This window comes from Luteimonas sp. Soil_N_1 (assembly GCF_057656255.1).
This window is the reverse complement of sequence record NZ_JBDGKS010000001.1, coordinates 2,091,072-2,102,676: the sequence shown is the minus strand read 5'-3', so window position 1 is coordinate 2,102,676 and position 11,605 is coordinate 2,091,072. Positions and strand designations below refer to the sequence as shown.

The following is an 11,605-nucleotide window of genomic DNA, read 5'->3' as shown; positions in this document are numbered from 1 at the left end:
GCGTGCGATCGATGGAGTGCCGGCGGCGCGTTGCACCGCCGGTGGGTGATGCGGACTCAGGCGGCGGCGCGTGCGCGCTCGACGATCTGGTTGTCTTCGCCTTCGACCAGGGCGGTGAGATGGAAGTCGAAACGGATCTCGGCATGCGCGCCGGCGATGCCGTCCGCTTCGGCGTGCTCGATGATCTCGGGCACCAGGCCATCGCGCGTGGCGTAGGCGAAGTCGTCGTTGACCAGCGGGTCGCCGGCGATGTTGATCTGCGTGGTCAGCTTGCGGTGATCGTCGGCGCCGACGAAGAAGTGGATGTGCGCCGGACGCTGGCCGTGGCGGCCGAGCGCGAACAGCAGCTGCTCGGTCGGGCTGCCCGGCGGCACGCCGTAGCCCTTGGGCACGATGCTGCGGAAGCGATAGCGGCCGAGATCGTCGGCGATGATCGTGCGGCGCATATTGAAAGGCGCCTGCACGTTCGTCGGATCGAAGTGCGAATAGAAACCGCGCGTGTCGCAGTGCCACACCTCGACAGAGGCGCCCGGCACCGGCTTGCCGTCGGCGCCGTACACCGTGCCGTGCATGACCAGCGGGTGGCCGTCGGTATCGCGGCCGTCATCGAGGCGGGCGAAGCCCTGTTCGACTGGCGCGCCTGCGACATAGAGCGGGCCTTCGATGGTGCGCGGGGTTTCGCTGTGGATGCCGAGTTCGGCGTCCTGTGCGTCGAGGCGCAGATCGAGGAAATGGTCGAGGCCGAGACCCGGCGAAATCAGGCCGGCCTGACCGGCGGCGCCAATCGCGTTGAACCAGGCGATACCGGCCCAGTACTCGTCCGGTGTGATGTCGAGATCGTCGATCGCCTTGAACAGGTCCGACATCAGGCGGTGCACGATCTGCTTGGTGCGCGGGTCGCCGCCCGGCTGCTCGAGGCCGCTGAGGGTGCGCAGGAACTGCTGCACATCGGGGCGGTCGTGGATGCGGATGCTCATGGGTGTCTCCTCTTGGTGGCGGTTGGCTGCCAGGACGCGTTCCCTCCCGGGGAGCGCACATGTGGTTCGAGTGGTCTAGCGGTCGTCCGCGTGGAGCGAGGACGGGTGGCGGCACAGCGGCGTCACCGCGATGCGCATGTACGGAAACAGCGGCAGGCTCGACAGCGTGTCGTGCAGTTCAGTGTTGTCGGCAACGTCGAAGATGCTGTAGTTCGCGTACTCGCCGACCACGCGCCAGATGTGGCGCCACTTGCCCTGACGCTGCAGGTCCTGGAAATACGCCTTTTCGCGTGCCTTGATGTCGGCCGCGACCTCTGCCGGCATGTCGACCGGCAACTGCACATCCATCCGTACGTGAAACAGCATTCGATTCGTCTCCGTGTCTGTGTCAGCGCGCCACGCTGATGGTCCGGCGCAGCCCGTCGCGGGCGAAGAACGCAACGCGATCCTCGTCGAGCGCGATGCCCAGGCCAGGACCGTTGGGCACTTCCAGCGAGAAGTCGCTGTAGTCCAGGGGCGTGGTGAGGATGTCCTCGGTCAGCAGCAGCGGCCCGAACAGTTCGGTGCCCCACTGCAGCTGGTCGAACGTGGAAAACACCTGTGCGCTGGCGATCGTGCCGACCGCGCCTTCGAGCATCGTGCCGCCGTAGAGCCCGATGCCGGCGGCATCCGCGATCGCGGCGACACGCTGCGCGGCGAACAGGCCACCGCTCTGTTCGATCTTCACCGCGAACACGTCGGCCGCGTGGCGGCGCGCGAGTTCGAACGCGGACTCGGGGCCGCTCAACGACTCGTCGGCCATCAGCGCGATCGGAAAGCGACGCACCAGTCGGGACAGCGCCGCGGGGGAGGCGACGGGCTGCTCGACCAGTTCACAGCCGGCATCGGCGAGCGCGGCCATGCCGCGCGCGGCATCGGTCTCGTTCCAGGCCATGTTGACGTCGACGCGCACCGCGCCGCGGTCGCCGAGCGCACGCTTGATCGCGGCGACATGGGCAATGTCCTCGGCAAGACCACGCGCGCCGATCTTGAGCTTGAACACGTTGTGGCGGCGCAGGTCGAGCATGCGCTCGGCTTCGGCGATATCACGCGCGGTATCGCCGGACGCCAATGTCCAGGCCACCGGAAGACGGTCGCGACGTCGGCCGCCGAGCAGGTCGGATACCGGCAGGCCGGTGCGCTTGCCGTGCGCATCGAGCAATGCGGTTTCCACCGCGCACTTGGCGAAGCGGTTGTCCTTGACCATCTTGCCGATGCGGGCCATCAGCGCCTGGACCCGCGTCGCGTCCTGGCCGGCCATCACCGGCGCGAAATAGGTGTCGATCGCCAGCTTCATGCCTTCAGGGCTTTCGCCCCCGTAGGCCAGACCACCGATCGTGGTGCCTTCGCCGATGCCGACCACGCCGTCGCTGCAGTGCACGCGCACCAGCATCAGGGTCTGGCCGTCCATCGTCGCGACCGACAACTTGTGCGGGCGGATCGTCGGCAGGTCGACGATGACGGTCTCGATCTTGACGACGGTGGCAAAGGTATGGGGCAGGGGGGCGACGACTGCGTTCATGGGTCACGTTATGCGACGGCAGACTGCACCCGGTCCAACACCGATTTCGTGTGATTGAATACCTTAAAGGTATGATGCAGCGCTAATCGTTGATCGGAAACGATTGTTGCGCTGCACAATACCTGTCGAGTATCGATTCCGCCGCCCCATTCAATTCGACCAAAGTATGGACCTCCGCCAGCTCCGCTACTTCTGCGCCGTGGCCAAAGAGCGCAATTTCACCCGCGCCGCCGAAGTGCTGCATATCGCCCAGCCCCCCCTGAGCCGGCAGATCCAGCTGCTGGAAGAGGAGCTGGGCGTACAGCTGATCTCGCGCAGTACGCGTCCGTTGCGGCTGACCGATGCCGGGCGTCTGTTCCACGAGCAGGCGCTGCAGATCCTCGGCCGCGTCGAGCAGATGCAGGTCGCGACCCGGCGCGTCGGACTGCACGAACGCAGCGTGATCGTCATCGGCTTCGTCGCCTCGACGCTCTATGCGGGACTGCCGCTACTGGTGCGCAAGCTGCGCCAGCATTCGCCCGAACTCGACATCCAGTTGCTGGAACTGACCTCGGTCCACCAGATCGAAGCGCTCAAGGCAGGGCGCATCGACGTGGGCTTCGGGCGCGTGCGCCACAACGATCCGTCGGTGGTCGGCACCGTGCTGCGCGAGGAGCGTCTGGCGCTGGCGATTCCGGCCGACGCGCTGCTCGCCAGCGACAACGGCCCGCTGCCGGTCGCCACGCTCGAGGGCCAGCGACTCATCGTCTATCCCAAGGATGTGCGGCCCGGCTTCGCCGACCAGGTGCTCGGTCTGCTGCGTGACCATGACGTGCGCCCGGCGGAGATCATCGAAGCACGCGAACTCCAGACCGCCCTTGGTCTGGTCGCAGCGGAAAGCGGCGTCTGCGTCGTCCCCAGCGCCGCACGGCTGCTGCGCTCCGACGTGCATTACCGGCTGATCGAAGGCGAGCGCGCGACCTCGCCGGTGATCCTCAACTACCGGATGAACGACGGCTCGCGCTACATCGACATCATCAAACGACTGATCCAGGAGATGTACGCCGAGAACCCACCGTGGCTGGACATCGCGCACAACCTGCCGTTGAAGCCCGAGTTGGCTGGGAAATGAGCTTGCCTCATGAAAAACAGGCCGCGCTGCCGCCCAGAACAACGAAACGTTCTCTGCTGCCCGCATCCGGAGGCGGACGATCAGGACTGATGCATTCTCGATGCGGGGCAGGGGCAGGGGCAGGGCACATGGTGTTCGCTGGATACGATGCGCCTTTGACTACACTTGCGATCTGGACAGGGGGCTTTATGCCAAGCAGGGATGCCGACGGCTTCGGAGCCGTGCAGTTTCGCGATCGCCGCAGCACTGCGGTCCAAGAGCGTCATACGCTGTTGGGGATTGGTTCGACCATCTTTATCGCCGTGCTGCTCGCGCTGTGCGCGCATGACCTGATCCGACTCGCCGTCATCGGTGCGGCGACCAGAGACTTCACGCGCCAGATGGAATCCGAACTCAAGCAGCTGAACGTCGAACTCGAGCGTCAGGCTCAGGCTGCAGAGCCGCTGAGTCGTGCATACCAGCAACCGGTGCAAATTCAGAGGCCTGCGGTAGCCCGCTATGTGGGCCCGATCGAAGCAAACGCCATTGGTTCGAACAGCGCGTGCATGGGTGGACGCAGCGCAGTGCGTATTCCCAACGGCTGGCGCACGACAAGCCAGCCTTGCATCGCGACATCCCAGTGAGTTGTTGCTGACAGCGCTTGTCGCGGTGCTGCCATTTAGGACCGGTGTCGAACATCAGGATCACTTGCAGTTGGCATGGGGATCTCTGTCAACGGGGACGGAAGAGCCCAGCTGGCGTGCGTTGCGTCGTATGTACGAACTTCGCATAATGTACATTATGTAAGAACTGGCATGCCGGGCGAGACGGCCATCGCGGTGCTTCCCGGATCTGGATGTCGACCTGCATTCGTCACCGCCTCGGATTGCCTACAGGTTGCTGGCAGGAATCTTTGCAGGTGGCTTGATCGGCCAACGTCGTTTTGACTCCAGGCCAAGCACTCCGGCTCGCAGTACTCGCGCCCTTCATGCGCGTTGCTTCGCACAGGATTGCCGGGGCGTACACACAGCATCAGCTTTCCGGTTCGGACGATGCGCTACCGATGCGCATCGATCAGCCAGTCGGCTCAGGACACTCGCCAGGATCTTCCACCGCCAGCCAGGCGTCAGGTGCGCAGAGATTTCCTCAGTGCCGTGCTGCGAACCATCACGACGTGATTCACAAGCAGATGCCTTCCCTGCCCCGCGATTTGCGTTGTGCTGCAGCAGTCACTCGCAAACATGCTCTGACGCCAAGGCTCAGCCGAGCCGAGCAACAGTCCTGATCAAATCGCCTGGCGGTCGTTCCTCAAGGCATAACGGTGCCTTCGCCACATAGCAGAACGGGCAGCCCTTGCGAGCTGCCCGTCTGTTTGTAAAGTGGCGTCCCCACGGGGATTCGAACCCCGGTGTCCACCGTGAAAGGGTGGTGTCCTAGGCCTCTAGACGATGGGGACGCAGAAACCTGCATCATTCTGACGATCGGCCTTTGATCGACAGACAAATTGTGGTGGAGCCAGGCGGGATCGAACCGCCGACCTCCTGCATGCCATGCAGGCGCTCTCCCAGCTGAGCTATGGCCCCACGTTTGGGAGCGCGAAATTGTAGTGTTCCGTATCGGCAACGTCAACAGAATTTCGCACTTCCTTCGCTCGCTTCGATTCGTTCCGGAGAACGTCTCAGCCGGTGGCGCCGGCCTTGCTGCGATCGAGCCGCGCATCATCCGGATTTGGACGCAGAGTTGCAAGCCCATGTCCCTGATCGTCGAGATATTGCAGCCACTTTCCGAGGAAGGTGTTCATGCGCAGGCGGTGGTCGACCACTTCTTCCGGCGGCGGAAACATGCCGATCACGTCCTGCCAGCGGCGGCCGACATAGCAATGCGTAGCCTCGACCTGCCCTGCATCGCGATACAGACGCAGATGCGCGGACGGGTCCGGCTGGCCGGTCACGGGATCGAGCATCGCGTAGCTCAGGCGCAGTTCCGTCGTGTACGGATGCTGCTCGACGATCTCCAGCAGCACGGTCAGCGCGCCGGGGACGTCGGAGCGGTAACGGCCGGGCGCGAGACTTGCAGGATCGAACAGGCGCACCAGGCGCTCATGGTTCTCCGCGTACAGCGCCATCAACCAGCCGAAGCGGCCCATCGAGGGTACGCGTGGGCGGCGGCGGGTCAGGACTTTTTCCATGGATCGATGCTACATCCGCGGCGATGAATCCGTCAGGATCGAACGCGGATGTGCGGGATGGGGATCCGGCACTGCCGTCCCCATCTCTGCCACGACGTCCTCAATACATGACGCGCTCGATCCCCAGGGTCGACAGGACCTTGCTGGAGATCTCTTCGATCGACGTGTGCGTGGTGCTCAGCGACGGCATGCGCTCGGCGCGGAACAGCGCCTCGGCCGCGCCTACTTCGTGCTTGCAGGTCTCCAGCTTCGCGTAGCGCGAGTTGGGGCGTCGCTCTTGCCGGATCTGCGCCAGACGGACCGGATCGATCGTCAGTCCGAACAGCTTGGCGCGATGCGCGCGCAGCCGCGGCGGCAGGCGGTCGTGTTCCAGGTCTTCTTCGGTCAGCGGATAGTTCGCCGCGCGCACGCCGTGATGCAGCGCCAGATACACGCAGGTCGGCGTCTTGCCCGCCCGCGACACCGCGACCAGGATCACGTCGGCCTCGTCGTAATTGGTCGCCATGCCGTCGTCGTGGGTCAGCGCGAAGTTCATCGCGTTGATGCGGCGGTGGTAGGTCTCGAAATCGACCATGCCGTGCGCCCGGCCCACGCGTGACTCGCGCGTCTCCAGCAGTTCGCGCTCCAGCGGTTCGATGAATGGCGCGAAGACGTCGAGCACGAGTGCCCCGCTCTCCCCGAGGACCAGCGCCAGGCCGGTGTCGACGCAGGAACTGATGACGATCGGCCGCACGCCCATCACCTCGCCGCGCGCGCGGATCAGCGCGGCGACTTCGCGGGCGCGCGCTTCATTGTCGACGAACGGGATCCGATTGGTGCTGAACTGCGTGCCCGAGAACTGGGTGAGCAAGCTGTGGCCGATGGTTTCGGCGGTGATGCCCGTGCCGTCGGACACGTAGAACACCGGGCGGGGACTGGACATGCGGACTCCGGAAGTCACGGATGAGCGCCGCGGCGCCCGGGAGGGCTAAAATAGCCGTTCGATGCCGGGCCTGCCCGACCTCCTTCTCGATCAACGCAACACGGAGTCTCACCTTGAGCGCCAACATCCTGTGGCTGCATGACCTGCGCCTGTCCGACCTCGCCCAGGTCGGCGGCAAGAACTCGTCCCTCGGCGAGATGATCGGCAACCTCGCCAAGCTCGGCGTTTCGGTGCCCGGCGGTTTCGCCACCACGGCGGATGCATTCAAGGCGTTCATCGCCCACAACGATCTGCACCAGCGCATCTTCGATCGCCTGGCGCCGCTGGACGTCGAAGACGTCGCTGCGCTGACCGCGGCCGGCAAGGAGATCCGCGGCTGGGTCATCGACGCGCCGCTGCAGCCCGATCTCGATGCGGACATCCGCGCCGCCTACGACAAGCTGGCGTCCGAAAACGGCGGTGGTGACATTGCCGTGGCCGTGCGTTCGTCGGCGACCGCCGAAGATCTGCCCGATGCCTCGTTCGCCGGCCAGCAGGAGACGTTCCTCAACGTCACCGGCGCCGACGACGTGGTGGTCAAGGTCAAGGAAGTCTTCGCCTCGCTCTACAACGATCGCGCGATCGCCTATCGCGTGCACCACGGCTTCAAGCACGAAGACGTGTTCCTGTCGTCGGGCGTGCAGCTGATGGTGCGTTCGGACATCGGCGCTTCGGGCGTGCTGTTCACGCTCGACACCGAATCCGGCTTCCGCGACGTGGTGTTCGTGACGTCCAGCTTCGGCCTCGGCGAGATGGTCGTCCAGGGCGCCGTGAACCCCGATGAGTTCTACGTCTACAAGCCCACGCTGCGCGCCGGCAAGCCGGCGATCCTGCGTCGCGGCATCGGCAGCAAGCAGCTGCGCATGGTCTATTCCGATGTGCCCGGCGAGCGCGTGCGCATCGAGGACACGCCGGCCGAACAGCGCGACACCTTCTCGATCTCCGACGAGGACGTGCAGGAACTCTCGCGCCAGGCATTGATCATCGAGGAGCACTACAAGCGCCCGATGGACATCGAATGGGCGAAGGACGGCGCCAGCGGCAAGTTGTTCATCGTGCAGGCGCGTCCGGAGACGGTGAAGTCGCGCGCCAAGAACACCCAGATCGAGCGGTTCTCGCTCGAGCAGCGTGGCGAGGTGGTCTGCGAAGGCCGCGCGATCGGCCAGAAGATCGGCGCTGGCGTCGCACGTGTGGTGCGTTCGCTCGACGACATGGCCCGCGTGCAGCCCGGTGACGTACTCGTCGCCGACATGACCGACCCCGACTGGGAGCCGGTGATGAAGCGCGCCGCTGCGATCGTCACCAACCGCGGTGGCCGCACCTGCCACGCGGCGATCATCGCCCGCGAACTCGGCGTGCCCGCCGTCGTCGGCACCGGCAATGCGCTGGACACGATCGAAGATGGTCAGGAAGTCACGATCAGCTGCGCCGAGGGCGACACCGGCTTCATCTACAGCGGCATCCTGCCGTTCGAGCGCATCACCACCGATCTGACCTCGATGCCCGAGGCGCCGCTGAAGATCATGATGAATGTCGCCAACCCCGAGCGCGCGTTCGACTTCGGCCAGCTGCCCAACGCCGGCATCGGCCTGGCGCGTCTGGAGATGATCATCGCCGCGCACATCGGCGTGCATCCCAACGCCCTGCTCGAGTACGACAAGCAGGACGCCGAGACCAAGAAGAAGATCGACGCCAAGACCATCGGTTACGGCAGCCCGGTCGACTTCTACGTCAACCGTCTCGCCGAAGGCATTGCCACGCTGACCGCGTCGGTCGCGCCGAACCCGGTGATCGTGCGTCTGTCGGACTTCAAGTCCAACGAGTACGCGAACCTCATCGGCGGCAAGCGCTACGAGCCGGAAGAAGAGAACCCGATGATCGGCTTCCGCGGCGCCAGCCGCTATGTCGATCCGTCGTTCACCGAAGCGTTCTCGCTGGAATGCCGTGCGGTGCTCAAGGTCCGCAACGACATGGGCCTGGAGAATCTCTGGGTCATGATCCCGTTCGTGCGCACGCTCGACGAAGGCCGTCGTGTCATCGAAGTGCTGGAGAAGAACGGTCTGAAGCGCGGCGAAAACGGCCTGAAGATCATCATGATGTGCGAGCTGCCCTCGAACGCGCTGATGGCCGACGAGTTCCTCGACATCTTCGACGGCTTCTCGATCGGTTCCAACGATCTGACCCAGCTCACACTGGGCCTGGACCGCGATTCGTCGATCGTCGCGCACCTGTTCGACGAACGTGATCCGGCGGTCAAGAAGCTGCTGTCGATGGCCATCAAGTCCGCGCGCGCCAAGGGCAAATATATCGGCATCTGCGGCCAGGGCCCGAGCGATCACCCGGATCTCGCCCAGTGGCTGATGGACGAAGGCATCGAGTCGGTGTCGCTCAACCCCGACACCGTTGTCGATACCTGGCTCAAGCTCGCGAAGTCGAAGGCACGCGCCGGCTGATTCGCAGCGGCAGCGTCCAAACGCAGAACGCCCGGGCTTGATGCCCGGGCGTTCTGCTGTGTGGCGTCGGTCGGCAGCGGGTGCTGCGGCCGCGGGAACGCGCGTCAGGGACTCGCGAGTGCGGCCATGTGCCGACGGTAGTGGCGCAGTTCGTCGATCGAATCGCGCACGTCGCTGAGCGCGGTGTGCGCCGAATGCTTGGTGAAACCCGACAGCACCTGCGGCGCCCAGCGGCGCGCGAGTTCCTTGATCGTGCTGACGTCGAGGTTGCGGTAGTGGAAGAACTTCTCCAGCGCCGGCATCTGCCGGTGCAGGAAGCGCCGGTCCTGGCAGATCGAGTTGCCGCACATCGGCGACTTGCCCGGCTCCGCCCACAGCTGCAGGAATTCGAGCGTGCGCGCCTGCGCCTCGGCCAGCCCCACGCCCTGCTCCACCGAACGCTGCCACAGGCCCGAACGGCGATGCTGGCTGCGGTTCCAGTCGTCCATCGCTTCCAGCACGTCGAGCGGTTGCACGATCGCCAGTTCCGGCCCTTCGGCGAGCACGTTGAGCTCGGCGTCGGTGACGATGGTGGCGATCTCGAGGATCTGGTCGTGGTCGGTATCCAGGCCGGTCATTTCCAGATCGATCCAGATCAGCCGGCCCTCGATGGCCTTGTCGGCATTCATGCGTGCATTCGCCTTACGCGGAGTGACGGCGCATGATATCGCAGCCGTCGCTGCCGCCAGGTCCGCAGTGTTCCCTTCCCAGATGTTGTCCAATCCCGCCTTGACGCACTACGCCATTCTCACCGCGATGCTCGCCCCGGCGTTCTTCCTGACCGCCACCGCCTCGCTGCTCGGGTCCGCGAACGCGCGTCTCGCGCGCGTCATCGACCGTACGCGTTCGCTGCTGCGCGACCTTGCCGACGACGAAGGCAACGATGAAGAAGACCGTCGCATCCTCGAAGCGCGGATCGCGCTGCAGCGTCGCCGCAGCCGCATCATCCTGCGCGGCAGCCAGCTGCTGTATGTGGCGATCAGCTGCTTCGTCGGCACCAGCCTGACGGTCGCCGGCGACTCGCTGCTGGACCACCGGTTCGAGCAGGCGCCCACCCTGCTGGCCTGCCTCGGCGTGCTGGCGATGTTTGCGGCCAGCCTGCTGCTGGCACGCGAGGCCTCGATGGCCGTGCATGCGGTCAACGAGGAAATGGACGATGCACATCGCAAGGCCAACCGGCGCAGTCCGCTGATCTGAGACGGTTGCACGGCGGCTGCCGGCGCGACGTACGTGCGCCGCCCTCCCCCGCCCTCTGGCGAAGGATCCGGCGCTCAGCGCGGTGTCAGTCCGCGCTTGGCGCGGAAGTAGTTCGTCAGCATCGGCCCGGCGACATCGGCGCATACGCCGCCGGTGACGTCGATGCAATGGTTGTGGCGCGCGTCGCCCAGCACATCGAACACGCTGCCTGCGGCGCCGGTCTTCGGATCGAATGCGCCGAAGACGACCCGCGCGACGCGTGCGTGGATCATCGCCATCGCGCACATCGCGCAGGGCTCGAGCGTTACGTACAACGTGCAGCCGATGAGCCGGTGATTGCCGAGCGCAGCGCCGGCGCGACGCATCGCGACGATCTCCGCATGCGCGCTGGGATCATGCTCGGCGATGTTGCGGTTCCAGCCCTCGCCGATCACGGTGCCGTCCGCATCGACGACCAGCGCGCCGACCGGAATCTCGTCGTCCTCGTGCATCGCGCGCTCGGCCAGGGCCAGTGCGCGCGTCATCCAGGCGGCGTCGGTGTCTCCGGGGTTCGGTGTGGATAGCAGCGCCATCGAAACCTCAGCGCGTCTCGCGGATGTGCGCGGCGAAGTCCTGCACGAACGTGCCGAGTTGCGCGCGTACCTTCTCGTCCTGCAGCGTGCCGTCCTCGTTGAAGGCCTGACCCGCGCGCGACACCAGCAGGCGCCCTCCGGCCCACTGCCGGCAGCCGAGCGTGCGCAGCACCGGTAACCATGCCGTCTGCGACAGGATCGTGCCGAAGCCGCCGAGCGATGCGCCGATGACCGCGACATGGCGGTCGCCGAACAGAGCGGGGATTCCGCTGCCGGGCCGCGACAGCCAGTCGATCGCGTTCTTGAACACGCCGGGGATGCCGTTGTTGTATTCGGGCGTCACCAGCAACAGGCCATCGGCCGCGAGGATCTGCGCCTTCAGCGCTTCGACCGCGGCCGGAATGCCGTCGCGCGCTTCGACGTCGCCGTCGTAGAGCGGAATACCGTGCAGCGTGGCTGCGTCGATCATGAGCGCATCGGACGCGAACGCCTGTGCGGCGCGCAGCAGACCGGTGTTGTAGGAGGCGGCGCGCAGGCTGCCTGAAATACCGAGAAGTCTGACCATGT

The 11,605-nt window shown here is 65.5% G+C and carries 12 protein-coding genes and 2 tRNA genes; 4 read left to right on the top strand and 10 right to left on the bottom strand.

The genetic code is table 11. From position 1 onward, the window contains the following. Positions 1-56: 56 nt before the first annotated feature. The 3 genes from catA to AC3A4E_RS09690 form a co-directional block, all read right to left on the bottom strand. Positions 57-977 carry a catechol 1,2-dioxygenase gene (gene catA, locus AC3A4E_RS09700; protein WP_487631277.1) on the bottom strand — a complete coding sequence of 307 codons (921 nt, stop codon included), beginning with the start codon at positions 975-977 and terminating at the stop codon, positions 57-59. 75 nt (positions 978-1,052) lie between these two features. Beyond that, a complete protein-coding gene (catC, locus tag AC3A4E_RS09695; protein WP_487631276.1) occupies positions 1,053-1,343 on the bottom strand; it encodes a muconolactone Delta-isomerase in 291 nt (96 codons plus the stop codon). A 22-nt stretch (positions 1,344-1,365) separates the two neighbouring features. Continuing rightward, positions 1,366-2,538, bottom strand: a complete 1,173-nt coding sequence (locus AC3A4E_RS09690) for a muconate/chloromuconate family cycloisomerase (RefSeq protein WP_487631275.1) — start codon at positions 2,536-2,538, stop codon at positions 1,366-1,368. A gap of 166 nt (positions 2,539-2,704) precedes the next feature. Here AC3A4E_RS09690 and AC3A4E_RS09685 point away from each other — a divergent pair, with 166 nt between their 5' ends. Together AC3A4E_RS09685 and AC3A4E_RS09680 are read left to right on the top strand one after the other, a co-directional pair. Continuing rightward, positions 2,705-3,649, top strand: a complete 945-nt coding sequence (locus AC3A4E_RS09685; protein WP_487631274.1) for a LysR substrate-binding domain-containing protein — start codon at positions 2,705-2,707, stop codon at positions 3,647-3,649. A 128-nt stretch (positions 3,650-3,777) separates the two neighbouring features. Further along, positions 3,778-4,272 carry a hypothetical protein gene (locus AC3A4E_RS09680; RefSeq protein WP_487631273.1) on the top strand — a complete coding sequence of 165 codons (495 nt, stop codon included), beginning with the start codon at positions 3,778-3,780 and terminating at the stop codon, positions 4,270-4,272. A 736-nt stretch (positions 4,273-5,008) separates the two neighbouring features. On the opposite strand, the gene AC3A4E_RS09675 is transcribed toward AC3A4E_RS09680, so the two are convergent. The 4 genes from AC3A4E_RS09675 to ppsR all read right to left on the bottom strand — a co-directional run bounded on the left by AC3A4E_RS09675 (position 5,009) and on the right by ppsR (position 6,738). Continuing rightward, a tRNA-Glu gene (locus AC3A4E_RS09675) sits at positions 5,009-5,084 on the bottom strand. 51 nt (positions 5,085-5,135) lie between these two features. Then, a tRNA-Ala gene (locus AC3A4E_RS09670) sits at positions 5,136-5,211 on the bottom strand. Between the two features lie 95 nt (positions 5,212-5,306). Continuing rightward, on the bottom strand, positions 5,307-5,816 hold the full coding sequence (locus tag AC3A4E_RS09665) for a DUF1249 domain-containing protein (protein ID WP_487631272.1): 510 nt from the start codon (positions 5,814-5,816) through the stop codon (positions 5,307-5,309). Positions 5,817-5,916: 100 nt separating this feature from the next. Further along, positions 5,917-6,738 carry a posphoenolpyruvate synthetase regulatory kinase/phosphorylase PpsR gene (ppsR, locus tag AC3A4E_RS09660; RefSeq protein ID WP_487631271.1) on the bottom strand — a complete coding sequence of 274 codons (822 nt, stop codon included), beginning with the start codon at positions 6,736-6,738 and terminating at the stop codon, positions 5,917-5,919. Positions 6,739-6,851: 113 nt separating this feature from the next. On the opposite strand from ppsR, the gene ppsA reads away from it, so the two are divergent. After that, positions 6,852-9,230 carry a phosphoenolpyruvate synthase gene (gene ppsA, locus AC3A4E_RS09655; RefSeq protein ID WP_487631270.1) on the top strand — a complete coding sequence of 793 codons (2,379 nt, stop codon included), beginning with the start codon at positions 6,852-6,854 and terminating at the stop codon, positions 9,228-9,230. A 104-nt stretch (positions 9,231-9,334) separates the two neighbouring features. On the opposite strand, the gene orn is transcribed toward ppsA, so the two are convergent. After that, the gene (orn, locus tag AC3A4E_RS09650) at positions 9,335-9,898 is read right to left on the bottom strand and encodes an oligoribonuclease (protein WP_487631269.1); all 564 of its coding nucleotides are present in this window, start codon (positions 9,896-9,898) and stop codon (positions 9,335-9,337) included. A gap of 100 nt (positions 9,899-9,998) precedes the next feature. Between orn and AC3A4E_RS09645 the strand changes: the two genes are divergently transcribed. Then, positions 9,999-10,466, top strand: coding sequence for a DUF2721 domain-containing protein (locus AC3A4E_RS09645; RefSeq protein WP_487631268.1), 468 nt, complete (start codon positions 9,999-10,001; stop codon positions 10,464-10,466). Positions 10,467-10,540: 74 nt separating this feature from the next. On the opposite strand, the gene tadA is transcribed toward AC3A4E_RS09645, so the two are convergent. Further along, positions 10,541-11,038, bottom strand: a complete 498-nt coding sequence (tadA, locus tag AC3A4E_RS09640) for a tRNA adenosine(34) deaminase TadA (RefSeq protein WP_487631267.1) — start codon at positions 11,036-11,038, stop codon at positions 10,541-10,543. Between the two features lie 7 nt (positions 11,039-11,045). Beyond that, positions 11,046-11,603, bottom strand: coding sequence for an NADPH-dependent FMN reductase (locus tag AC3A4E_RS09635; RefSeq protein ID WP_487631266.1), 558 nt, complete (start codon positions 11,601-11,603; stop codon positions 11,046-11,048). Positions 11,604-11,605: the final 2 nt, after the last annotated feature.